Consider the following 25,262-nt stretch of genomic DNA (forward strand, 5'->3'; position numbering starts at 1 on the left):
TCGACGATGGGGCAGATCTTCCTATCATGTAAAAAAAGCAGCACGCTTTTCCAGCCAGTGATAAGAAAGAAAAACCTTGCGGCGTCGGATGGTATCGGCTATTTTAATAAGGAAAGCATCGGCGGGCAGAGAGAGGCGGCAGCGTCTACTCCTCGTTCCGGATCGGAACGGGCAGCGCTTTTGGCTTGTACATAACAGAGGAGGACACGTCCAATGAGTATCTGGTTTACAGAGAAACAGACCGAGCATTTCGGTATTACCGCGGAAATCGTCCGCACCCACGTCAGTGAGCAGACCGAGTTCCAGCAGCTGGATATGGTCGAAACGAAGGAATTCGGCAACATGCTTCTGCTCGATGGCATGGTGATGACGACCGAGAAAGATGAATTCGTCTATCACGAGATGGCCGCCCACGTGCCGCTGCATACGCACCCGAACCCCGAGCACGTCCTCGTCGTCGGCGGTGGCGACGGCGGCGTGATCCGTGAAATTTTAAAGCACCCGGAAGTAAAAACAGCGACCCTCGCCGAAATCGATGGGAAAGTGGTCGAATATTCGAAACAGTACCTGCCGTCGATTGCCGGAGCCCTGGAGGACGTTCGTGTAGACGTCCGTATCATCGACGGCTTCATGCATATCGCCGAGAGCGAGAACCGCTACGACGTCATCATGGTTGATTCAACGGAGCCGGTCGGACCGGCTGTGCAGCTGTTTACGAAAGGCTTTTACGAAGGCATCAACCGCGCACTGAAAGAAGACGGTCTCTTCATCGCCCAGACCGATAATCCGTGGTTCCAGCCGGAGCTGATCCGTACGGCGTTCCGCGACATCCGCGCCACGTTCCCGGTGACACGGCTGTACACCGCGGCGATCCCGACGTACCCGAGCGGTCTCTGGACGTTTACGCTCGGCTCGAAAAAACACGACCCGCTGGAAGCCGATCCATCGCGTTTTCATGAGCTGGAGACGTCGTACTACACGCCGGACATCCACCGCGCGGCATTCGCCCTGCCCGCCTTCGTCGAAAAACTGACCCGGGAGGACCAGCATGCTCTTTGATGAAGGCTACTCCGGACGAAAATTTATCATGGCCGACAAAACATACGACAACGCCGACATCGTGCTTTTCGGGCTCCCGATGGACTACACGGTCAGCTTCCGGCCGGGCTCGCGCTTCGGCCCGAACCGGATCCGCGAAGCCTCGATCGGGCTGGAGGAATACAGCGTGTATCTCGACGATCACCTTGAGCATCTGCGCGTGCATGACGCCGGGGACATGCTTCTCCCGTTCGGCAATGCGGGCAAAAGCCTGGAGCTGATGCGCGGCTATGCCGAAACCCTCTTTGCCGATGGGAAATTCCCGGTGGCCCTCGGCGGCGAGCACCTCGTCACCTGGCCGCTGCTGCAGGCAGCCGCTGCAGCCCATGACAACCCGGCACTCATCCATATTGATGCCCATGCCGATCTGCGGGAAGAGTACGAAGGAGAGACGCTGTCCCACTCCACGCCGGTGAGAAAAGCATGCGGGCTGCTCGGGCCGGAAAACGTCTATTCCTTCGGCATCCGTTCAGGATCCCGGGAAGAGTTCGCGTTCGCTGCCTCTTCCGGGATGCATATGAGCAGGTTCGAAGCGGCGGCTCCGCTTCGGGACGTGCTCCCTTCCCTGAAGGGCAGAAAGGTGTACGTCACGGTGGATATCGACGTGCTGGATCCTGCCTATGCTCCGGGAACCGGAACCCCGGAAGCAGGAGGCATCACCTCGGCCGAACTGCTGGCGTGCATCCATGCGATTGCCGCTTCCGGCGTGCAGGTCATCGGCTGTGATCTCGTCGAAGTAGCTCCGGCCTACGACCCGGCCGAGCAGACGAGCACCGCCGCGTGCAAAATCATCCGCGAGATGATGCTCGGATTCGGACCGAGAAAGCCATAAAAAGCCTTCCCGCCTCTTGAATTAGAGGCGGGTTGTTCGATATAATTAGCAGGTTAAACCAACAAGGAACGGGTGAACACGATGACGCAGAATAAAATGGATGTCGATATTTCCATCCAGACGACTATACGCGACGGCGGGCAGCGGGAACGGCATACAATGGAAACAAACGGAGAGCTTATCTGGCGCGGAGGTCTGCTTGCGCTGCAGTTCGATGAACCGGTAGAAGAAGGCGAACCCCAGGGGACGAGCCAGGTGATGCAGCTGCGGGACGGCCGGCTTTCGGTGAAACGGAAAGGGGCCGTGCAGATGGACCAGCGATTCGTCGAAGGGGAGAAGACACGCGGCATGTTCACGAGCCAGGCGGGGCCGATGCAGATGGAGACCGATACGAAGGAGCTCCAGTACGACTGGGACGACATGCAGTCCCGCGGCACGATTCTGCTCGTCTATGTACTCCGGCTCGCCGGACAGAAAACAGGCACGTATACGATGAAAGTGACATTCGAGGAGGGGTCGGACGTATGAGTCAAGTAGAACAGCTGAAAACAGACGTGAAAAACCAGCTGCATCAAGCAGTCATTTCCGCCGGACTGGCTGCGGAAGAAGAAATGCCGGATATCATTATCGAAACGCCGAAAGATAAATCACACGGTGATTTCGCCACGAACCTCGCGATGCAGCTGGCGCGCGTAGCGAAAAAAGCACCGCGGGCGATTGCCGAAGACATTACCGCACACCTCGACCAGGAAGCGGCTTCGATTGATGCTGTCGACATCGCCGGGCCGGGCTTTATCAACTTCTTCATGAAAACAGACTACTTGAGCGACATTATCCAAACCGTGCTCGATGCTCCGGAGCACTACGGACGCTCGAACGCTGGAGAGGGAAAGAAGGTCCAGGTGGAGTTCGTTTCCGCCAACCCGACCGGCACGCTTCATCTCGGCCATGCCCGCGGTGCAGCCGTCGGCGATTCCCTCTGCAACCTGCTCGATAAAGCCGGCTACGACGTGTCGCGTGAATACTACATCAACGACGCCGGCAACCAGATCGACAACTTGACGCTCTCCCTCGAAGCCCGCTACCTGCAGGCAGTCGGTGCGGAAGCGGAAATGCCGGAGGACGGCTATCAGGGCAAAGATATCATTGGTTTTGCTGACGAAATCGTCTCGACCTACGGCGAACGGTTCCGTGAGGCCGAAGTAGAGAAGCGCCGCGCGTTTTTCCGTGATTACGGCCTGAAGCGCGAGCTCGATAAGCTGAAAGCCGATCTGGAGGACTTCCGCGTGACGTTTGACGAGTGGTTCTCAGAAACCTCTCTGTATGACGAGAACAAAATCCAGCCTGTCCTCGATGAACTGAAGGCGAACGGAGAAACGTATGAAGCGGACGGCGCGACCTGGTTCCGCTCCACGTCCTACGGCGATGACAAGGACCGCGTTCTGATCAAAAATGACGGCACGTACACGTACCTGACGCCGGACATTGCTTATCATAAGGACAAGCTGAACCGCGGCTTTGAAGAGCTGATCAACATCTGGGGAGCCGACCACCACGGTTACATTCCACGCATGAGCGCAGCCGTGCAGGCCCTCGGCTATGATAAAGAACAGCTGACCGTCCAGATCATTCAGATGGTCAACCTGTTTGAGAACGGGGAAAAGGTGAAGATGAGCAAGCGTACCGGCAATGCCGTCACGATGCGGGAGCTGATGGACGAAGTCGGCATCGATGCCACGCGCTATTTCTTCGCGATGCGAGCAGCAGAAACGCACCTCGACTTCGATCTGGATCTCGCTAAGTCCGAGTCCAACGAAAATCCGGTCTACTACGTGCAGTATGCGCATGCGAGAATCTGTTCCATGCTCCGTCAAGCAGAAGAAAAAGGCTTCTCCGTCGACCGGAAAGCAGACCTTTCCCCGCTGACGAGTGAGAAGGATCAGGATCTCATGAAGAAAATCGGCGAGTATCCGGAAACGGTGGCTGACGCAGCGGCCAAACACGCACCGCACCGCCTGACCAACTACGTGTACGACCTCGCGCAGACGCTGCACAGCTTCTATAATGCAGAAAAGGTACTGACCGAGGACCAAACATTGACGAAAGCCCGTCTGGCTCTCGTTGAAGCATGCCGCATCACACTCGCGGATGCGCTGCGTGTCGTCGGCGTCGAAGCACCGGAGCGCATGTAAGTCCAAAAGCACCTTGTGCGTGTGAATTCCCCGGTCGACAGCGGCACCGGACACAGAAAGAACTCTACATGCTGCACCGGAAGAAGCAGGGCCATATGGTTCCTGCTTCTTTTGCTGTGGGCGTGCATGCCATACCTACATGCAGAGGAAGGGCGGGTTTCGGAGACGACAAGCAGGCGCGTCAACGCATGCGTTCGGAAACAGCCGCTGTGTCTCCTGCGACAAAAAGCCGTATACCGCCCTCTTTTATTTAAGAGCGGTATACGGGGTCAGGTGCCGTTTGGCGGTTTGGCAGGAGTGGCTCAAAACGCGGAGCGGACCGTCCCAAAACGGCGGCAGGGCGGCGTGTTCTCGGCGTTCACCGGCTCAATATCAAGCCGATGGCTCCTTTTTTCTTCCGGGCGTCCCGCCTGTGTCCGGTACCCGCCCGCTTCAGGCAGGCGGGCGTCTCCTTTTTTTCGTGAAGCGACCCGCTTTCCGCCGCGGCCGTGCCTTCGAGGCAGCGGAAACGTCCAAGAGGACGTACGGAAACAGGCGCTGTGCCTGCCGCTCCGTTGAACGCAGCCAGAATTTCCGTGCAGAAGGTGGGGACGTTTCGATAAACGTCCCCCGTCGGCATGGATGTCCGGGGGGACGCGGGATGTGATATGATGATGGCACGACATCAAACAGAAGGGCCGACGTATCCATGCGCATGACAATCAAACAAATTGCGGAGCTCGCTGGTGTCTCCCGGGCCACCGTATCCAAAATTATTAATAACTACGACGACGTAGGCGAGAAAACGAAGAAAAAAGTACTCGATATTATGGAAGAGCATAATTACCGACCTTCGTATTCCGCTCAGTCTCTTGCCAAGAAAAAAACCAACGTGATCGGCGTCGTGTACGCCGGAGAAGTGAATGCCGACTTCAACCACCCGTTCTTCGTAGAGGTCATGAACGCCTTCAAGAAAAAGATCGGCTTCCTCGGCTACGACCTGCTTTTCTTTTCCAACGAGAAGTTCCACCGCGGAGAGGAAGACTACCTCGAGCGCTGTCTTCACTATAATGTCGATGGGTGCATCATCGTCAGTGGGGCGAACGTGCAGCCATCCGTGTATGAACTGGATCGAAGTGAGGTGCCCTGCATCGGTATCGATGTAGAGCTTACGGGGCCAAAGTCTGCCTATGTAACGACTGACAACGAAACGGCCGTGGACCTCGTCCTGGAGCATCTAGCCGGAATCGGGCATCAGAAAATCGGGTATGTCACAGGGGTGCAGGGATCGGACATTACGGAAGTCCGGAACGAGTATTTCCGCCGGGCGGTAAAGAAGCGGAATCTGACCGTGCACGAAGCATGGGTAGTAGAAGGAGACTTCTTCGAAGAGAGCGGTTATCTAGCTGGACAGCAGCTGCTTACGCTGAACGAACAGCCGACGGCGGTTTTCGCGGCGTCGGACATGATGGCTCTCGGTCTGCAGCGGGCACTGCGGGAAGCCGGAGAAGCCGGCCGCTTCGGGGTCGTCGGCATCGATGATATTACAGCCGCGAGGCATGTCGATCCGCCGCTGACAACAGTCCGTCAGCAGCAGAAAGAGTTCGGAAACACGGCTGCGGACATGCTCGATGCGCTGATCCGCGGGGAAGAAGTCAAACAAAAAATGGTACTTCCGGCAGAACTGATTGTACGGGACTCCTGCAGGGGCCGACTCCTTTCCTGATCGTTCGCTGCACGGACGCTTTTCGTGTAAAACCTGGCAGCAGCTCCTTGAAGAGAGGCGACCCGCACGAGTCCTGCCGGCACAGGCCGCCCCTGCTGTCCGCCGGGGCGGCCTGTCCTTTGGTCGAACCCGAGGCAGAAATAGGCTTTGACGCTCAGAGAGATGGAACCACGGCGCGGGAAGCAGGCGGCAGCTCCGCTCTGTGCTGCATTTCAAACATTTTCCCAGAAGAAGATGAACTTTTTTTCAAAAAGAGTAGATGTCCGTACCTCTTTTCTGATACACTGGCAGAGCAGGTGAGATAATCTCACCAGGTTAATGTTAAGGAAGGTGACAAATATGCAGGATGTACTGCTGGCCATGCTCGCAGGACTGATCGTAGGTTTCGTTTTTGCATGGATTAAACTGCCGATTCCGGCTCCGCCGGCTCTTCCGGGAATCATGGGTATTTTCGGGATTTACTTTGGATATAAACTATTTCAGTGGGTCTCCACGTCCTTTTTCGGATAACTCCCGCCGCTCTCTGTCTACCAGCAGCAGGGCGGTTTTTTGTATAGAAAGAGTGGTACTGTCCCTCCTGTTTTGACCTCTTTCCGGAATATCAGAAATGCCAGCTTGTTTCGCACGGGGGTCTTTCAGGCGAAAGGGTTTTCACTTTCACGGAAAAAGGGAATGGAAACTACAAGATCAAACGGGAGGGATTGCTGTGCACCATAACCACTACATCAACAAATGTATCCGGATGGCCGCCAAGAATGTGGAACAGGGGGAGATGCCCTTTGCCGCGATGATCGTCAAGGATGGAGAAACGATTTCCCATGGCATCAACGACGGATTATCCGAGAACGATCCGACAGCACATGGGGAAATGCGCGCTATTCAGCAGGCTGGACGCGTGTTGAAGACCACCGACCTCTCGGACTGCATTCTCTACACGAACTGTGAGCCGTGTCCGATGTGCTACGCTGCAGCTTATTGGGCCGGCATCAAGCACGTGTACTATGGCTTATCGATCGACGAGCAGGCCGACTATGACAACAAGCCGATAGAACTGTATGCAGACATCGCCAAGCCGAGAGCGGAGCGTGCCGTTGCTGTCGAAGCTGGAGAGGCGGACGAAGATCCGCGCGGCCCCTTCGATCTGCTGGCTGCGAAACAGGAATAGTCTGCAGAAGGAAAAGCGGACGAATCCGCCTTTATCCTGCTGTGGTCTCTTTTCTGTAACGAAAACAAGCGTGCATCCTGACGATCGGGATGCACGCTTTTATTTGGCGATAAGCATGTAGACGTTCTCATCGAGGGTGACGGCGACGCGCGCTGCGAGGGAAGAACGAAGAACCCTTTCTTCCGCTTAGAAGCCTGCGGTACACGCCGCTCCGATCAAAAGGCGGACAGTCTGTTGGAGGACCGATCAGGCCAGGGTGATCCGCATCTGCTGGATGTGTCCCCCGCGGAGAGCCTCTGCTTCGTGCTGTTCGAGAAAGCTGCTCTCCACCACCTGGCTGCGGCCGTCTTTCCAGGTGAGTTCGTACTGCACCGGACGGGCCGCATCCGGGCCGTACGTGGCGCGCGGGGGATCCTGTACATACGTCACTTCACATGATGTGAACAACCGGAAAGAAAGCGTTCCGTCTTCACGGAAGAGCGATGCCGGAAGGACCGGCTCCGGACAGAAGCGCAGCGTGCCTTCCGCGACGGAAAAGGGGGCGGCGCCGGTCAGCATGTGCTGCCGCATCTCCAGGAATTCCACCGTCGATCCGCTCAGGCGGGCGACAAAGCCGCGCCCGTGCAGCGACGGATCCGGGTTCGCGGAGCTTGCGAGAAACGAGGAATTCTCCAGCGTACTCCTCCCATAAACGGCTGGATCCTGATACGGAATCAGCGCCGCCGCGGTTTCCTCGTAAAACGTATCTGGCAGTCCGCGTTTTAAGAGTTCGAGCAGGTATTTGTATTCCATATGAAGAAAAATCGACTCGTTTTCAAGCCACCCGGGCGTGAAGGCCCGTACCCGGCCGAGCTCGGCAGGCGTATCGGCGAGGTTTTCCGAAGTCCGGTACATGCCCAGTTTTTCGTCATACAACGACGTCTTACGGACGGCGTCATGTATACGGGCCGCTTCCGCAGCAGTGCGGGCCGTCTTCAGCTGCTTGACCGCCCCTTCCAGAAAGAGCGGTACCGGTACAGGCTCCAGCGCCTTCCCGGAGAGAATGTCTTCGGTCTCAGCGCCGGGAGCAGCTTCGAAATAAAAGAACGTCGGCATCAGGGTGCCATACGAAGCGGCCTCGTGAAGACCGGCTCCTACTCTGGCTGCAAACAGGGTGAGCAGATGCTGTACCCGGTCCGCCGTCAGCAGCTCCGTCTGCCCGGAAATCCCGGTGTCCAGCTTCTCCCGGTACGTTTCGAGGGCCGTGACGACCGAATCCCACGTCTCCGGCTTCAGATCGCTGCCGGCCTGCTCCAGCGTATCGAGCAGCGCCAGCAGCTCTGTCGGGACGGAGGCGGACGCGCCGATGCGCTGCAGCTGCCCGAGAAGCCGCTGCAGTTCCATCAGCTCCGAGGTCGACGCGCCGAGCATGCCCGGCAGGCCGTTCAGGGAATCGTTCCAGCCTGGTTTTTCCGTTTCCATCGATATACCGAGACCGCCGGGGGCCATCGAGGCGATTTTCACCGCAGCCAGGACGACCAGCTTGCTGTAGAGGTTCGTTGTGAGCGGACGACCGTCAGCCGTCGTTACCCAGCTGCCGGATCCGCTGCTGGACGGAGCGACAGCTTCATACTGCCGCACCTGTCCCTGCCGGGTGACATACTTGTCCTTCCGGGGAAGGATACGTGCCGGGCTGCTGAACCAATGGTATTTATCCGTGAAAAACAACTCCTGTTCCCGGTCTGGATAGACAGCAAGGAACTGTTCGATCAAGTCCAGGTTGTAGGTCCAGTGATCAATCCAGAAGCCTTCTTTATGCGCGGCGGGCTGGATCTCTTCGGCCTTATCCAGAAGGGTGCCGAGCCATGCATCCATAGACGCTGGAATAGCATCATACCGCTCGAGTAGAGCGAGGGCACTTCCGGGCGTGAATCCTTCCACAAGATGGTGCTGCAGTACGTGGCTGCAGGACGGGAAATCGGCCGCCGCGGAAGAAGCATCCTCTTCTGAAAGCCGGAAGAAGACCGCCTGGACTTCGAGTGGATTGGCGCCGTCCAGTTGAATCAAATTCATGAAGTAGTGAATGTTGCGGTCGTAGACGGCTGGTTCCGTATAGACGTCCATCCGCCGGTTTTGGTTAATGTCACGGTAGTTCCCGTTCCCCTGTGGGTAATAGCCGGGCTGGATCGAGAAGAAGTTGTAGTCCCGCTCGAGGTCGCCATGTTTGCGCGAATACAAGTAATAAACGTGGGAAGCTTCTCGTCCGGCAATCACGGACGGAAAACCGCCCCGCAGGCCGTTATCGAGAAAACATTGGGACGCGTAGGCGTCGAGCCGCGGATCGGCTGTCTGCATGGCCGCCGGAAGAGTCACTTCGCGGGAGATGGCAGCAGCTTCCTGTTCCTTGGCTGCAAGGACAGCCGGATCCATAAGAGCGTCTACGAGTCCCGCCGCTGTCGCCGCATCCGCGGACGCACCGGCAGCCGACCAGATGTCCAGCGGCTGGTCCGCCTGGAGTTCAATAGAAACCGGGGTGAACGCACAGGAGACTTTGTTGGTTGTCCTCTGCGGGGCCGCCGCAAGCGAGGTGGCTTCATGACGGAGGAACCCTGCCGGTACGGTCAGCGATGTATCGTGATCGAACACGAGGGAGGGGTCGACAACCGGCTGGATCCGTCTGCTTTTGCCGCTGCTGTCATGAAGCAGTGAGGCATAAAAGCTGCCTTCGTCCACGGGCTTTACTTCCGCCTCATCCCCGAAGCTCCCGCGCAGCGTATAGAAGGGCGCGGTTTCATCGAGCCACTCTACATCAAACCAGCTTTTGAGCGTATTCGATATTTCTTTATAGGCAGCATTCGGCACGCCGGCCGGAAGGACAGCCGGCAGGCCGTCGAGCACTTCCATCACCATCGGTTCCGTACCCGTATTCGTCAGACGCACCCGACGGATCAGTGCGCCGACGGGGGCGGAGGGAAGCGTGAAGTACCGCACTTCGAGAAAAAGGGAATAAGCCGGATAGAAGCAGGTAAGGGAAAGCCCTTCGGCTTCGACCGTCATCGTTTCCTCTACGGATGGATCCGCAGCAGAAGCAGGAGAGAACGGCTCAAGCAGAACCGTTCCCTCCGGCTGGTGTAGTTTGATAAACGTGCGGAACCCTTCGGTATAGACGTTCCGGTATGCTTTGTCGGCCGGATGGAATTCCATGACGGCGTGATCTTTGTTTTCCAAACCAAATCCGGCAATCCCCTGCCCGCGGTTGACGTAAAACGCCCAGACGGGAACGCCCTGCTTTCCGGCAATGCCTGGCAGAAAACCGGCAAACGGAGGGAGCGAAGCGAACTGCTCCATCCGGAAAGCGCCGTTGTCGAGAATCGTGTAAGGACCTGTTGTTGTCGATGGGTGCATCAGCTTTTCACCGCCCCGTCGGTAATACTCTTAATAAACAGTCGGTTGAACAGAAGGAAGACGACAATCAGAGGCACTGTTGCCCAGAACGTTCCCGAGAGAATCATCCCGAAGTCGCGGACACGGTCGTCCATGAGGGAACGCAGCGCAACCTGGATTGTATGCATCGACTGATCCTGCAGCACAACGAGCGGCCAGAGGTAGTCGCCCCAGATCGCCATGAAGACGATGATCCCGAGTGTTGCAAACGCCGGCAGAACGATCGGCACGATAACATTCCAATAAATACGGAAATTACTGCACCCGTCAATCCGCGCGGCTTCGATAATATCGTCCGGCACGGCGCTGGCAATGTACTGGCGCATCCAGAAGATACCGAAGGCATTCATCAGACCAGGGACAATCACCGCGCGCAGGTCACTGAGCCAGCCGAGTTCGGTAATGATGAAGTATTGCGGAATCAGACCAAGCTGCGGTGGAATCATCATCGTTCCGAGAATGAACACGAAGAGCAGCGTTCGTCCTGGAAATTCAAATTTAGCGAAAGCAAACCCTGCCAGAGAACAGAGAATCAAGACCCCGAGCGTGATCGACGAGGCGACGATAAACGAGTTCAGCATCGCACCGAAAAAGGGAATGCTGTTCAGGACAGCTTCAAAGTTACTGACCAGGTTGCCCCCCGGCACCATCGCCGGAGGAGTCTGGTTGATGGCATCGTTCGTATTCGTCGCCATAACAAACATCCAGTAAAACGGGAATAAAGAGGCGAGGGAGACGAGCACGAGACCAGAGTAGATGACAAATTGAGCGCCGCGGATTTTATTTTTTTCAGACTTCATGCCTTCACCTTCTTCCTTTTCGCCGGCTGGCCGATGCGGTTCGTTACGTACATGTTCATCGTCGAGAAGATAATGATAATAAAGAAGAGAACGATGGCGGTAGCGGATGCTGTACCAAAGGCGTTACTGTTGAACGCATCACGATAGAGGTACAGCACGACACTGATCCCTTCCGGACGCCCGCCGCGTCCCTGGAAAATGTGCGGCTCTGCGAAGATCTGCAGGGCACCGATCGTCGCTGTGAACACGGTAAAGAGAATGAACGGCTTCAGCATCGGAATCGTAATGTACTGGATCTGCTGGCGGATGGTGGCGCCGTCCATTTTGGCAGCTTCGTACAAGTCATTCGGGATACTCTGCATGCCGGCGAGGTAAATGATCGTATTGTACCCGACCCACCGCCAGAAAACCATAGCCGAAATGGCGAATTTCGTCCCCCATTCGGATCGTGTCCATGTCACCGGGTCCCCGCCGAAGAACACGATGACCGAGTTGACGAGGCCGGAGTCCTGGTTGCTGAAAATGACGGAGAAGACGATGGCAACCGCGACGATGGAGGTAACGTACGGCAGGAAGATCGCGAGCCGGAAAATGCTTTTCATGCGGATCAGCGCCGAATTGAGCGCGAAAGCAATCAAAATGGCCACAATAAGCTGCGGTGCGGTACCCATGATACCGATGATGATCGTGTTATAAATCGACTTCCAAAACAAGGGGTCGTTGAAGATGATCGCAAAGTTGTTAAAACCGACAAACTCCATCGGACCCAGTCCGTCCCAGCGGAAAAAAGCCAGGTAGAAGCTGAAAAGGATTGGGAAAACGCCGAAGACCGCGAAAAGCAGGTAAAACGGCGAAATAAATAAGTATCCTGATGCTATGTTCCGCTGCCGCTGGGTGAAGTTCCGTTTCTTTGGCGTATCGGACCCCGGCTGCTTCGACGGTTTCTGATCCTTTTCATCTATGTTCGTATCATTAGGGTAATCGTGTTTTGGTTCCGCCATGAGATGTCCCTCCAATCTATAAATAGCGGGTATGGTGGTGAGTCCACCATACCCACGTTTTCATTCTGTTCTTTATCTGGCCAGACGCTGCTCGACACGCTGGAGGATGTCTTCCCACTCTTCATCCGGGTCGGCTCCGTCCAGAACGTTGAACAGGCCGTCGAGGATTTCTGCGTTCACATCGCCGTAATCGGCACCTTTGTAGACATAATCGACTTCTTCTGCTGCTTCAGCGAAAATCCGGGCGGTGTTCTGGCCGCCGAAGTAGTCATCGCTGTACTCTGAAAATGCTTCATCTTCATAAGATTCCGGTGTGGAAGGGAAGAGCCCCATGTTTTCAAAGGCCTTTACCTGCTGCTCCGGTGCAAGGAGCCACTCGAGGAAATCGAAGGCTTCTTCCGGGTGGTCCGACTGTTCCGGGATCGTCACGTATGAACCGCCCCAGTTTCCTGCGCCTTCCGGCATATTAGCAATTCTCCAGTTTTCCTGATCTGGAGCATTGTCTTTGATGACACCCTGCATCCAGGCCGGTGCAAGCAGTGTCGCGTAGTCGCCGTCAGCCATGCCTGCGCCCCACTCCGGTGTCCACATTTCGAAGTTGCCGATATGGTCATCCATGATCATCTCTGCAGCATCGTCATAGGCGCTGCGTACATAAGGAGACTCATCGAGAATCAGTTCATCTTCTTCATTGAAGTAGTTCTCAGGAGCCTGGTCCCGCTTCGCGTTGAACACGGATTCCGGGTTGTCTGCCATCGGTCCGCCGGTTGCTTCGAGAATCTGATCAGCAGCATCACGGTACGCGTCCCACGTATCGATTTCTGCTTCGACGTCTTCCGGCTCTGTCGGCAGGCCGGCTTCTTCAAAGATGTCCTGTCGGTAGAACATCACCGTCGGTCCAATGTCTGTCGGAATCCCGAGCTGGAAATCTCCATCCACATCCGCGCCGACTTCCCAGACCCAATCGAGGAAATCGTCTTCGATGTCACCGGCGCCAAGGTCGTACAAGTTATGGAACTGATCGGTTGCTTCTTTATAGTTATCGATTTCAGATACTTCCACTGCTGCCATATCCGGAGCACCGCTGCCCGCAGACAGGGACGTGAAAAGGTTGTTGTGGTGATCTTCCATGTCGATCTCCTGGAACGTGATGCTCACATCCGGGTTTTCTTCGACGTATTCTTCTGCAAGTTCCGGATAGCCTGTTGCACCAAAGAGCCAGAACGAAAGCTCGATGTCAGCATCGTCGTCCCCGAGATCGGTCACCTCTGCGTCGTCTTCGTTCATCGCCACGTTTTCTTCCCCGTTATTGTCCCCGTTGCCGCCGTTCTCGGCTGCGGCGTTCTCATCGCCGTTCTCATTGCCACCACAAGCTGCCAAGACCGCTGCTGTTGCTGTAAAAGCTGAAATCTTCCAGAATCTGTTCATCCTTGATTCCCTCCATATCATGAAATGGTATTCAGTAAGCGAAACCGGTTTCGAAATGAGCAAAATAAAAAGCAGCAGGTCGTACATCAGCAGTGGTTTCTCTGAACCTGCGCCGAAACTAAATCGGTTTCGTAACTTAAACTTAGTTTATAACCGTCCGTCCAAAATGTCAACGCTTTCTTTTTTATTTTTTAAATATTTTATTGGCTTCAGCCTCCGTACCCTTGGCGCTGTTGATAAAAAACCTCTCATGCACATCCGTCAGCAGCCGGGATCGAGCCGCAGTCATGATGAGGGCAGCAGGAAGCGGAGGGACCCTCCTCATCCTGCCTGCTTTTCCTGCTGAGCCGGGGCGGGGCCGAACTGGACCTTCCGGGCATTCTTGGAGACGACAGCGACGGTAAGAAATGCCATCACGCTTACGGTGAAGAAAAGGTGGATGACGGGTGTCAACGTCGAAAGCCAAAAGAGAATGCCGGCGCTGAGAAGAAGCGCCAATGTATCGAGCGGAAAACTCACGCCGTAAATGAACGCACAGGCAATCGATGCAAAGAGCCCGCGCTCCTCCACAAGATAGAGAGGGAAGCTGTAGAGCAGCAGCGTCGTGTAGAGCAGCACGGCTGCAGCACTGAGGCCGAGAACAGCTGGAGAAGCGGAAGTATCCCATTGAAGAAAGAAAGAAATGTTCCAGTACAGCAGCACTCCGGCACCGAGACAGATCCAGAAAAGCGCGTTCGCTTTAAAGAACCATCGTTTGCACTCTCGGAAAAACACAAGGGGAATCGGACCGTCCAGTTCGTCTCCCTGCTGCCAGGACCGGGTAATGCGCAGCACGGCAGCCGCGGCGGGAGCGGCACCGAATACGAAAAGACCGGCCGCGGCAACGACACACCATAGTATATTCAACAGCGACAGCCGATAAATCCATTCGGACCAAAGCTGTATTTTTGTCATAGGACAGGCTCCTCTCCGGCAGGCGACGGCGGCTTTGTGCCACAGGAAGACCGGATGATCAGCTGGGGATCGATTTTGACCCCGCTCCCCTGTATCCGGTCATGAATCAAGTCCTCCAGCATGAAGGCCGCCATCTTGCCGATTTTTTCCTTATCCTGACGCAGGGTCGTCAAAGGTGGGTCGACGAACCGGGCTGCCGGTATATCGTCACAGCCGATGACGGCGATTTCCGCGGGAGCAAGGCCGGCGTCTCTCATGGCACGCATTGCTCCGAGGGCCATGGCATCGGAAGCGGCAAAGACCGCTTCGGGAAGGACCGGCTGCTCCAGCAGGCGCTTCATGGAATGATAGCCGCTTGCTTCAAAGAAATCTCCCTCCAAAATCCACTCATCCATCACCTTCATGCCGTAAACCCGGGCGGTATGGAGAAAGGCTTCCTTCCGTTCATTGGATATCGTTGAATGCGGCTGGCCGCCGATGAAGCCGGTGGAACGTCTGCCGAGCAGATAGAAATGTTCGGCAGCCTGAGACGCGACCTGCTCGTTGTCTGTCATCAAATGCGCGGACCTCGGACCCGTCAGTACGATATCGATGCCGACACACGGGATGCTGCTCTGATCAAGGTCGTAGACAGAGGGTTCCACTTTCTCACCGCCGATGATGAAACAACCATCCACGTTGTAATGCTGACAGCGCTCGAGGTAGTTCTCATCTTTTTTATGAAACTTCTCATTCGAAAAGAAGAGCAGATCGTAGCCTTCCGCACCGATGTTTTTCTTGAATGCATTGACGACTTCGACGAAAAAGGGGTGATTGAAGTTGGCGTTGATTTCGCCGGCATAAATAACGCCGATGACTTTTGTTGCCTTTTTGGCCAGGCTCTGGGCGGCATAGGTCGGACGGTAGCTGTGCTCTTCGATAACGCGGAGGACTTTCGCTTTTGTCGTTGGACCGACGTCCGTATAATTGTTGATGATTTTGGAAACGGTGGACTGGGATACGCCGGCAAGCCCGGCAATTTCTTTGATTGTCAGTTTCATGTAGATTCACCCCTGGCTTCTGTCGTTCTGAATCCGCTGATGAAGGCGGATACAAAAAAGTTTTGACAAACGGCGGCAACTGGATTATGATTTGAACGAAACCGATTTCGTTTTCTTTTATTCTACCCGGGTCCATGTTATTTGTAAACAACCTCTTTTGAAGAACATCCAGACGACAAAGAAGGAGTGGTAACGATGATACACCGTCAGCTGCAGCCGTTTCCGGCAGATTTCCTGTGGGGCTCCGCCTCCGCAGCGTACCAGATTGAAGGCGCCTGGGATACAGATGGCAAAGGCCCGTCTGTATGGGACGTCTATACGAAGCAGGAAGGAACAACCTATAAAGGGACGAACGGCGATACGGCCGTCGACCATTATCACCGGATGGAGGAAGACGTCGCGCTCATGAAAGAAATGGGTCTGAAGGCGTACCGCTTCTCGATCGCCTGGACGCGTATCTATCCGGAAGGGAATACGCACGTGAACAAAACCGGTTTAGGATTTTACGACAAGCTGATCGATCACCTGATTGCCGCAGACATTGAACCGATTGTCACGGTCTATCACTGGGATCTGCCCCAGGCGCTGATGGATGCCTACGGCGGCTGGGAATCCAGGCAGATTGTCGATGACTTCGACCGCTACTGCCGGACGCTTTTCACCCGCTACGGCGACCGCGTGAAGTACTGGGTCACCTTGAATGAACAGAACGTGTTTATCGGCCTCGGCTACAATGCCGGGATTCATCCACCGGGCGTGCAGGATGAAAAGCGCATGCACCAGGCGAACCATCATGCGTTTCTTGCCAATGCCAAAGCCACCACCTCCTTCCGTGAGCTGGTTCCAGACGGAAAAGTCGGGCCGAGCTTTGCTTACGGTCCCGTCTATGCCTTGGATGCGAAGCCGGAAAACATCCTGGCGGCGGAAAACGCAGAAGAGCTGAATAACCACTGGTACATGGACGTTTATGCCCACGGGACCTACCCGCAGACGATGTTCCGTTACTTACAGGAGAAAGGAACGGCGCCGCAGCTGGAGCCGGGGGATGATGCCATTCTCAAGCAGGGCTCTGCTCCGGACTTTATGGGTGTCAACTACTACCGGACAACGACGGTGGAGGCAAATCCGCTGGACGGGGTCAGCAGCGGGAAGATGAACACAACCGGGAAAAAAGGGACGTCCGAGGATACCGGGGTGCCGGGGCTGTTTAAAACGGTGAAGAACCCGAATCTCGAGGCAACGAACTGGGACTGGGAAATCGATCCACAGGGGCTTCGTATCGGCCTGCGCCGCATCAAGAATCGCTACGAGCTGCCGGTGTTGATTTCAGAGAACGGGCTTGGCGAATTCGATAAGCTGGAGGAGGGGGACCGGGTGCACGATCCGTACCGGATTGATTACCTGGCGTCTCATCTCGAAGCGATCCAGGAGGCCGTCAGTGACGGGGTCGACGTGCTCGGCTACTGTACCTGGTCGTTTACGGATCTGCTCAGCTGGCTGAACGGGTATCAGAAGCGCTACGGCTTCGTTTATATCGACCGGGATGAGGAAAGTGAACGGTCGCTGCGCCGGATCAGGAAAGAGAGCTTTTACTGGTACCAGGAGGTTATCCGCACGCAGGGCGCTTCGCTGCTGCAGAGAGCGGGTGGCTCGTCATGACGATCCGCCGCTACATCTGCTTTGATCTCGGCGGTACCGACATTAAATGGGGACTCGTCCGTGAAGATGGGGCCGTGCTCCACAAGGCCTCGTTTCCAACACGGGAAGGCTCGAGGGAGGAACTGCTCGGAGACATTATCGCTGCCATCGAACCGTACCAGGGGACGATCGAGGGCGCTGCCTTTTCTGCACCGGGGTTTATTCACCCGGACGGATATATTGAAATGGGCGGTGCATTGGAACAGCTGCACGAATTTCATTTTAGGAAGTATATGGAAGAAAAACTCGGGCTGCCTGTGACGGTAGAAAACGACGTGAACTGCGTCGCACTGGCGGAACAGTGGCTCGGCAGCGCCTCTGACATCGAGGATTTCTACTGCATGACGGTCGGCACTGGGATCGGCGGAGCTGTCGTCATCAATGGCAGGATTCACCGCGGCCACGGCTTTCGCGCGGGAGAAGCAGGGTATATGGTGACGCACGGCCTGCACGGGGACGTACCGGAAGCAGACAGTCTGTCGGCACAGGCGTCGATGTACGGGCTGCGGCGTCGGTTTGCGGCCTACAAAGAAAAAGAAGTGCAGGACGTGACTGGAGAAGACGTATTTGAAGCTTATGATGCCGGTGATCCGCTCGCTGTGCGCAGTGTCACTCATTTTTATGAGGCGCTCGCGATCGGCATCTACAATACCGTCTCGGTACTGAACCCGGAAAAGGTTCTGATCGGCGGCGGCATTACGAGCCGTCCAACGTTTCTGGATGAACTGCAGTTCCACCTTGATTACGTCGACCGCGTATTCCACTGTCCAGTCACGTTATGCCGCTTCAAAAATGACGCAGGTCTGATCGGCGCCCTTGCCTATCATCTATCCAATCAGCCGGAGCAGGCATCACCGGTGGATCCAGCTACACAGGTCGGCGGAGAATCCTGATTCCGGGATGAGACGGCCGGGTTGAAAAATTGAACAAATGGTGACACTTTCATCAAGAAAGAAACCTCCTGGAGCCGGTTCCGTATACGGTGCGGGAGGTTTTTTCGTTATGCAGCAGAACATTACAGCTATCATCAAACAAGACATGAAAAATATTAGGCGGGTCCCGCTGATTGCGGTTCTCCTGGGCGGGCTTGCGGTACTGCCTGCCCTCTATGCATGGCTCAATTTGAGCGCGGCGTGGGATCCGTACGACAACACAGGGGACGTCCCGGTAGCCGTCGTCAACGAGGATGACGGGGTGACGGTGGACGACACTTACGTATCGGTTGGAAATGAAGTGGAGAAGGCGCTCCAGGAGAATCCGGATCTCGGCTGGACGTTCGTATCAAGATCAGAAGCGGAAGCCGGGGTCGAGTCCGGCGACTACTATGCCAGTGTCTACCTCGACCGGACGTTTTCCCAGGATATGATCGAGACGGTCGAAGGGGAGCTGGACGAAGCCGTTGTGCAGTATGAAGTGAACGAAAAAATCAACGCGATTGCGCCGACCATGACGGAGACCGGAGCGACGACGCTGACGGAGCAGTTGAATCAAACCTTTGTAGAAACGGCGGCTGCAGAACTGCTCGAAGAGGCGGACGCTCTTGGTCTGCAGCTGGAAGAGCGCCTGCCGCAGGCGGAAGAAACCGCGCAGCTCGTCTATGACGTTGAGGCCATGATGCCGGAGCTTCAGGAAGCCGGAGATGCTGTTCTTTCCCTGGAAGATGCCTGGGAGGACGTAGAGGATGCGGCAGCTGCCTTCCGCGATCTGGAAGAAGCATCCGGCGCAGAAGCGGTGCTCCTGGAAGCGCTCGAAGAAGCCGGAGCGGCTTCGGTGCAAGTGGAAGAGGCACTTGAGGAAGCTGGAGAGGTGCAGGAACGGGCAGCGGCTGCCGAAAACAGCATCACCTCCCTGCGCGAAGAAGGCCTGATCCCGGATGAGCTCGAGACGACGGCGGGGGACGAGGCGCTGCACGATGCCGAGCAGCAGCTCGAGGAGACAGCCGTCCGTCTGGAGCAGCTGGAGGCAGACGCCGCAGCCGAGGTGCTGTCAGCGGAAGAAGCTGCAGCAGAAGCAGCGGCTGTCCGGCAGGAGGCGCTGCATACACAGTGGCAGACCGCGCGGACATCGGTACAGGAGGACACCGAAGATGCGAGAGAAACAGCGGAAGCAGCGCTGCCGGCTGTCGAACGGGTAGAGGAAGGGATCGGCCGGGAGCTGGAGGCCGGTACCCTGCTTCGGACGGTCGTGGCGGCTCCGGATGCGGTAGAGGAGGCGGAATCGACCTGGCAGGAAGCAGAAACAGAACTCTTGGAGGCAGCAGAAGAAGCGGCTCCAGCCGAGGTTCTCGGAGACGCGTGGGAGCCGGTTGGAACGGAATTAAGACAAACACTGGATGACGCAGACGACGTTCTGCGGCAGGCACGGCACGTCCAGAGGGAAGCGGCATCTGCGGTAGAAGGTGCGGAAGCGGATGCCGTCACGATGCTCGGCCAGCTGGAAAGCGGCCTGGAGACTGTGGGAGACCGTGCTGCTGCCTTGGACGCGTGGGGGCAGGAGGAGCTGCCAGCCCTTCAGCAGCAGCTGTACTCGCTGCACACCGCTGTCGAAACAGGCGCCGACGAAGCGGAAGCGGCTTATCAGCACGTAACGGCCCTGCTGGATACGTACGAAGAACCCGCGGGGGAGGTCGTTTCCCGTGGAGCAGCCTTTGCCAGAGACGAACTGCCCGGGCTGGAACGGGAAGTTACCGAGGCAGCCGGCCAGCTCCGCCGGGCGGAAGCGGAAGGGACACTGGAAGAAGCCGTCCGCACGCTCCGGCAGGAACGCGCGGACGAGGCGGACCGGCTCGCCCAGCCGGTTTCGCTCACCGAAAATACTCTTTATCCAATTCCTAACTACGGTTCAGCGAATGCCCCTTTTTATACAGCCTTGAGCCTCTGGGTCGGTGGGCTGCTGCTCGTCAATCTGATCAGCACGAGCCTGCTCGGCTCGGATGCGGACCCGCGTTTCCGCGAGAGGGATGTTTATCTTGGACGAATCGCAATCTTCTGGATCGTGGCGCTTCTGCAGGGGCTTGTCGTCAGTCTCGGCAATCTCTTCTTTTTGGATATGTATGCTGCGCACAGTGTGATGTTCGTGCTGTTTTCGATGCTGATCGGGCTTGTGTTCATGACTATGATCTACACCCTTGCCTCGATGCTCGGTAACATAGGCAAGGCCCTCGCGATCGTCCTGCTCGTGCTGCAGCTGTCTGCAGGCGGAGGGACGTTCCCGATTGAAGTGACGCCTGCCTTTTATCAGGCGGTTCATCCGTATCTGCCGTTTACGTACGCGGTCGATCTCCTTCGGGAAGCGGTCGGCGGACTGCATATGCCGACGGTGCTGCTCAGCACCGGGGTGCTCCTGTTCGTCTGGATGCTCACGCTCGGCATTGGCCTGCTCCTGAAGCCGAAGCTCGCTCCGCGCATCGCCGAAACCGCCGCCAAATCGAAATCAAGCCGGCTCGTGGAATAATTGAAAGGGAAGCAGGGAGGCGCGCGTGTTCGGACACGGTATGGCAATGTCTGGACGGGAACCCGGAAATGATGTAGGCGTGCCTGCTGCGGGTATCGGCAGCAACCGACTCCATGCGTGTTTTCGGCTTGAGGAGGCAAAAGCGGGTCGGTCCGCCGCAGATTCGAGACGCTTTGGCTGACAGAGCGGGCGGCCCGGAAGCGCTTGCGGGTCGCATGCTGTTTTTTTGAGCCACATGACTGTTTTTGAGCCACTTCGCGACAGCTTTGAGCCGCGCCGATCGGCAATGCCGACGCTTCGCCTGGATTTTGCGCCGCGACGTCGTGACTTCCCGACGCCGTGACGCCGCGAAGTCGCGAAACCGTCAGCTGCTTCTCCACCGAGTTCAGCCGCCCGCACATTCTATGAAGCGAGTGGGAAGTCGTTCTCTCCGAACAGAAGACAACAACCTGCGTCTCCCTTCAGAAAAGCACCTATCAATAAAAAAAGACCGCTTCCCGTAAAACGGAAAGCGGCAGTCACCTGTGTAGTCATGGTGTCTTTTCATGCTGTATTCATTATATACCACTTGTACAGAGGTTCTAAACATCTTTTGCGTCGAACGTCCTGATCACATCCATGATGACAGCAGACGCGCAGCCTGCTCCCGGGTTTTGTCCCACGCGTTCCGCTCCTCGAGCATCTCGTACGTGATTTTTTCGGCATCCACGTGAAAGTCATGCTCAATATGACGGGCGACCTGCTCGACCCAGGCCGGCTCGCGGATCGTGCAGTTCACCTCATGATTAATATAGAAACTGCGCATATCGTAGTTGGCTGTTCCGATATCCAGCACCGTTTGATCGACCAGCACCACCTTCGCATGGTAGAACCCGTGCTGGAATTGGCGCACATCGACACCGGCATCGAGCAGTTCCTTCATATAAAGCATCGCGCCATCGCGGACGAGCGGATGATCCGGATGCTTCGGGAAAAGCAGCTGCACGGAAACACCGCGCCTGCGGAGGTGGAGAATCGCCTCGTGCATCCGGCTGTCCGGAATGTAGTACGGCGTCCCGATAAACACCGACGACTCCGCTTCCGCAAACAAGCCCTCAAAATGATCCGGCACATGATTGCCATCCGTCGACAGCAGCTGCAGCGGCATTTCCTCTTGGCTCGACTCCTCCGGTACAGGCAGGTGCAGCTTTTCCCCGGAGGCATGATACCAGTCCCGGGCAAACTGCCGCGCCAGAGAAGACGTCGCAAGCCCCGTCACATACAAGTGATAATCACGCCACATCCCGACCTCAGGATCATTGCCCGTATACTCATCGCCGACGTTGAATCCACCGACATAGGCATGATCACCGTCGATCACCGTCACCTTCCGATGATTCCGCTCGTTCAGCGAATAAAACAGAAAGGGCAGCGTCGGCTTCTGCGTATACTCCAGATCCACCCCCGAATGCTTCAGCTCCCGGCGCGTCGACAGCGGCAGGCGCGCTCCGAGATAATCAATCAGCAGCTTCACCGTCACCCCTTCCTGCGCCTTCAGCTTCAGCGCATCCAGCACATCCCGTCCAGCATCATCATTGCGGAAAATATAAAAGTGCATATAAATATGATCTTCCGCCGCACGAACCCGCTTCAGAATATGCGCAAACAGCGCATCCCCATATTGGAAAAACTCTACATGCCCACTCGTCATCTCCGGAGGCGCAAACGTCTTCCTCCGCCTCGCATGTGCCCGCTTGCCCAAATACAAATCCAGCGAAATCCAGGCAGTCAGAATCGCGGCCGCCCAACGCAGTTTCTTCAGCATAATATCCCCCTGTGTCACGATAGTCTATTCTTTCCGTTACCCTTTCTGCCGCCATATCTAACCACCCGGGGTAAGCAGCACTGTGGACAGACAGGGCTCCGCCCGAACACAGTCCCCCCTTTCTCCTGCCGTCCCCTCCTTCGGTCTTCCTACAGACGGACATTTTCTTCCGTTCAGGAATAAAAGAAAGCGGTTACACAATGGCGCTGTCATGATACACTAACAGAAAAGGAGAAAATTTTTCAAAAAAGTTCTATGAATGAATACTCATTCATTCTGTTCTGTGCTATAATCAAAAGCACAAACACCGATGACTATTTTTAGGAAAGGAGTGGCGCACATGGATCCAATAATGATCAACTGGATCATGTTTCTGCTTGTAACCGCTTACGCTGTGTACTTGTTTGCGCGGCTGGTCAAAACGCGGATCGATTACATTAAAATGGGGGAGAAGCCGTCGTTTATCAAGTCGACCAAAGACCGGATCGACGCGGTGGTGGTTCAGGTTTTCGGCCAGAAAACATTATTGAAGGATAAAAAGAGCGGCATCATCCACGTCATGTTTTTCTACGGCTTCCTGCTCGTACAGTTCAGTGCCATCGACGTGATCTGGAAAGGTCTGAACCCGGGGAGTCACCTCCCGCTCGGGCCGGTTTATCCGATCTTCACCTTTTTCCAGGAAATTGTCGTACTGATGATTCTCGTTGCCGTCGTCTGGGCGTTCCACCGCCGCTATGTGGAGAAACTCGTCCGACTGAAGCGCAACTTTAAAGCAGGACTCGTACTTATTTTTATCGGGGGACTCATGGTCTCCAAGCTCGCAGCAAAAGGTTTCGAATTCGTCTGGCTCGGCAAAGAGCTGACAGCCGCTGAGCCGATTGCTTCTTCGATCGCCGCTGCGGTCGCACCATTCGGCGCAACGGCCGCTTCCGTCGGCTTTTTCGTTTTCTGGTGGATGCACTTGTTCTTCCTGCTTGCTTTCCTGGTCTACATTCCACAGTCCAAGCATGCGCACTTGATTGCAGGCCCGGCGAACGTCTTCCTCGGCCCGACACATAAGCGCGGTCAGCTCGAAGCCATCAATTTTGAAGACGAAGAAGCAGAGAAATTCGGTAAAAACCAGATTGAAGATTTCGACCAGAAGCAGCTTCTCGACCTGTATGCCTGTGTAGAATGCGGACGCTGCACGAATATGTGCCCGGCGACCGGTACCGGCAAAATGCTCTCGCCGATGGACCTCATCGTGAAAATGCGGGATCACCTGACGGAAAAAGGCGCAGCGGTCACGTCCCAGCAGCCGTGGATGCCGGCCGTCGCATTTCAAAACACGCGCGGCAATCAGCTGGCAGCCGGTGCGGAACTCGAAGCCAACCCATACGACGTCAGCCTGATCGGCGACGTCATCACCGAAGAAGAACTATGGGGATGCACGACGTGCCGTAACTGTGAGGACCAGTGTCCTGTGGCCAACGAGCACGTCGACAAAATCATCGACATGCGCCGCTACCTCGTTCTGACGGAAGGGAAGATGGACCCGGACACCCAGCGCACGATCAAGAATATCGAAAAGCAGGGCAACCCGTGGGGCATCAACCGCAAGGAGCGCGAAAACTGGCGCGATGCGCGCGAAGACATCGATGTACCGACTGTCCGCGAAATGAAGAAGCGCGAAGAGGAATTCGAATATCTCTTCTTCGTCGGCTCGATGGGCTCCTATGACAACAGAAGCATGAAAGTCGCCCAGTCGTTCGCGAAAATCATGAACGAGGTCGGCATCAAGTTTGCCATCCTCGGCAACAAAGAGAAGAACTCCGGCGATACGCCGCGCCGTGTCGGCAACGAGTTCCTGTTCCAGGAACTCGCGCAGGCGAACATCGAGGAGTTTCAGAAGAACGACATCAAAAAGATCGTCACCATCGATCCGCATACGTACAACACGTTCAAAAACGAGTACCCGGACTTCGGCCTCGAGGCGGAGATCTTCCACCACAGCGAGCTTTTGTTCCAGTGGATTCAGGAAGGACGCATCAAGCCGACGTATGAGGTGAACGAGCAGATCGTCTACCACGACTCCTGCTACCTCGGCCGCTACAACGACGTCTACGATCCGCCGCGTGAAATTCTCAAGGCGATCCCAGGCGTAGAGCTTGTCGAGATGGAGCGCAACCGGGAAAACGGCATGTGCTGCGGCGCCGGCGGCGGAATGATGTGGATGGAAGAAGATACCGGCACCCGCATCAACGTCGCCCGTACCGAGCAGGCCCTCGCCACGTCCTCTTCCATGATTGGAAGCGCCTGCCCGTACTGCCTCACGATGATGAGCGACGGCACCAAGGCGAAGGAAGTCGATGAAGACGTTGCTACAATGGACGTTGCCGAGATTCTCGAACGCTCGATCATCCAGCGTACAGACCAGTCGGATACGACGGAAGAAGAACCGGCACTCGTCTGATCAACAAGAAAAGACAGAAAAAGCCCGCCCCTCAGGCGGGCTTTTTCACGTTGCGTCACCAATTGAAGGAAAGGAAGCAGGCGGCGCAAAACCGGGGCGAAGCGTCGACATTGCCGATCGGAGCGGCTCAAAACTGTCGCGAAGTGGCTCAAAAACAGCCACGTGGCTCAAAAAAATCGGCAGGCGACCCGCCGGCGCTTCCGGGCCGCCCGCTCTG

General features: G+C 56.1%; 18 protein-coding genes. 11 read left to right on the top strand and 7 right to left on the bottom strand.

Translation table 11 applies throughout. The features are described 5' to 3' along the window. Positions 1-213 precede the first annotated feature (213 nt). The 7 genes from speE (at position 214) to G477_RS0116235 (ending at position 6,992) form a co-directional block, all read left to right on the top strand. The gene (gene speE / locus G477_RS0116200) at positions 214-1,059 is read left to right on the top strand and encodes a polyamine aminopropyltransferase (RefSeq protein ID WP_026698807.1); all 846 of its coding nucleotides are present in this window, start codon (positions 214-216) and stop codon (positions 1,057-1,059) included. Next, positions 1,049-1,930 carry an agmatinase gene (gene speB / locus G477_RS0116205; RefSeq protein ID WP_026698808.1) on the top strand — a complete coding sequence of 294 codons (882 nt, stop codon included), beginning with the start codon at positions 1,049-1,051 and terminating at the stop codon, positions 1,928-1,930. The genes speE and speB overlap by 11 nt, the downstream gene beginning before the upstream one ends. An 81-nt stretch (positions 1,931-2,011) precedes the next feature. Further along, positions 2,012-2,458, top strand: a complete 447-nt coding sequence (locus tag G477_RS0116210; RefSeq protein ID WP_026698809.1) for a YwiB family protein — start codon at positions 2,012-2,014, stop codon at positions 2,456-2,458. Beyond that, the gene (gene argS, locus G477_RS0116215; RefSeq protein WP_026698810.1) at positions 2,455-4,122 is read left to right on the top strand and encodes an arginine--tRNA ligase; all 1,668 of its coding nucleotides are present in this window, start codon (positions 2,455-2,457) and stop codon (positions 4,120-4,122) included. The genes G477_RS0116210 and argS overlap by 4 nt, the downstream gene beginning before the upstream one ends. 688 nt (positions 4,123-4,810) lie before the next feature. Further along, on the top strand, positions 4,811-5,827 hold the full coding sequence (locus G477_RS0116220) for a LacI family DNA-binding transcriptional regulator (RefSeq protein WP_026698811.1): 1,017 nt from the start codon (positions 4,811-4,813) through the stop codon (positions 5,825-5,827). 339 nt (positions 5,828-6,166) lie between these two features. Further along, a complete protein-coding gene (locus G477_RS19995; RefSeq protein WP_035212221.1) occupies positions 6,167-6,337 on the top strand; it encodes a XapX domain-containing protein in 171 nt (56 codons plus the stop codon). A gap of 196 nt (positions 6,338-6,533) precedes the next feature. Then, positions 6,534-6,992, top strand: a complete 459-nt coding sequence (locus tag G477_RS0116235; RefSeq protein WP_026698813.1) for a nucleoside deaminase — start codon at positions 6,534-6,536, stop codon at positions 6,990-6,992. 246 nt (positions 6,993-7,238) lie between these two features. Here the strand turns inward: G477_RS0116235 and G477_RS0116240 are convergent, their stop codons facing one another. From G477_RS0116240 to G477_RS0116270, 6 genes are all read right to left on the bottom strand, one after another. Beyond that, complete coding sequence (locus G477_RS0116240; RefSeq protein WP_035212222.1) at positions 7,239-10,376, bottom strand: hypothetical protein; 3,138 nt, start codon at positions 10,374-10,376, stop codon at positions 7,239-7,241. Further along, positions 10,376-11,215 carry a carbohydrate ABC transporter permease gene (locus tag G477_RS0116245; protein WP_026698815.1) on the bottom strand — a complete coding sequence of 280 codons (840 nt, stop codon included), beginning with the start codon at positions 11,213-11,215 and terminating at the stop codon, positions 10,376-10,378. Before G477_RS0116245 ends, G477_RS0116240 begins: the two co-directional genes overlap by 1 nt. Then, positions 11,212-12,216, bottom strand: coding sequence for a carbohydrate ABC transporter permease (locus G477_RS20000; protein WP_035212223.1), 1,005 nt, complete (start codon positions 12,214-12,216; stop codon positions 11,212-11,214). The genes G477_RS0116245 and G477_RS20000 overlap by 4 nt, the downstream gene beginning before the upstream one ends. Before the next feature lie 72 nt (positions 12,217-12,288). Beyond that, a complete protein-coding gene (locus G477_RS0116255; RefSeq protein ID WP_026698816.1) occupies positions 12,289-13,644 on the bottom strand; it encodes an ABC transporter substrate-binding protein in 1,356 nt (451 codons plus the stop codon). 321 nt (positions 13,645-13,965) lie between these two features. Beyond that, complete coding sequence (locus G477_RS0116265) at positions 13,966-14,598, bottom strand: YesL family protein (RefSeq protein ID WP_026698817.1); 633 nt, start codon at positions 14,596-14,598, stop codon at positions 13,966-13,968. Continuing rightward, positions 14,595-15,638, bottom strand: a complete 1,044-nt coding sequence (locus G477_RS0116270; RefSeq protein ID WP_026698818.1) for a LacI family DNA-binding transcriptional regulator — start codon at positions 15,636-15,638, stop codon at positions 14,595-14,597. The genes G477_RS0116265 and G477_RS0116270 overlap by 4 nt, the downstream gene beginning before the upstream one ends. 195 nt (positions 15,639-15,833) lie before the next feature. On the opposite strand from G477_RS0116270, the gene G477_RS0116275 reads away from it, so the two are divergent. The 3 genes from G477_RS0116275 (at position 15,834) to G477_RS0116285 (ending at position 20,789) form a co-directional block, all read left to right on the top strand. After that, positions 15,834-17,297, top strand: coding sequence for a glycoside hydrolase family 1 protein (locus G477_RS0116275; protein WP_026698819.1), 1,464 nt, complete (start codon positions 15,834-15,836; stop codon positions 17,295-17,297). Further along, positions 17,294-18,229, top strand: a complete 936-nt coding sequence (locus G477_RS20005; protein WP_051288139.1) for an ROK family protein — start codon at positions 17,294-17,296, stop codon at positions 18,227-18,229. Before G477_RS0116275 ends, G477_RS20005 begins: the two co-directional genes overlap by 4 nt. A gap of 109 nt (positions 18,230-18,338) precedes the next feature. After that, a complete protein-coding gene (locus G477_RS0116285; RefSeq protein WP_026698820.1) occupies positions 18,339-20,789 on the top strand; it encodes a YhgE/Pip domain-containing protein in 2,451 nt (816 codons plus the stop codon). Between the two features lie 610 nt (positions 20,790-21,399). Here the strand turns inward: G477_RS0116285 and cls are convergent. Further along, the gene (gene cls / locus G477_RS0116290; RefSeq protein WP_035212224.1) at positions 21,400-22,593 is read right to left on the bottom strand and encodes a cardiolipin synthase; all 1,194 of its coding nucleotides are present in this window, start codon (positions 22,591-22,593) and stop codon (positions 21,400-21,402) included. Positions 22,594-22,933: 340 nt separating this feature from the next. On the opposite strand from cls, the gene G477_RS0116295 reads away from it, so the two are divergent. Further along, the gene (locus G477_RS0116295) at positions 22,934-25,045 is read left to right on the top strand and encodes a (Fe-S)-binding protein (RefSeq protein WP_026698822.1); all 2,112 of its coding nucleotides are present in this window, start codon (positions 22,934-22,936) and stop codon (positions 25,043-25,045) included. Positions 25,046-25,262: the final 217 nt, after the last annotated feature.

This window comes from Alkalicoccus chagannorensis DSM 18086, assembly GCF_000429725.1.
Taxonomy (GTDB): domain Bacteria; phylum Bacillota; class Bacilli; order Bacillales; family Salisediminibacteriaceae; genus Alkalicoccus; species Alkalicoccus chagannorensis.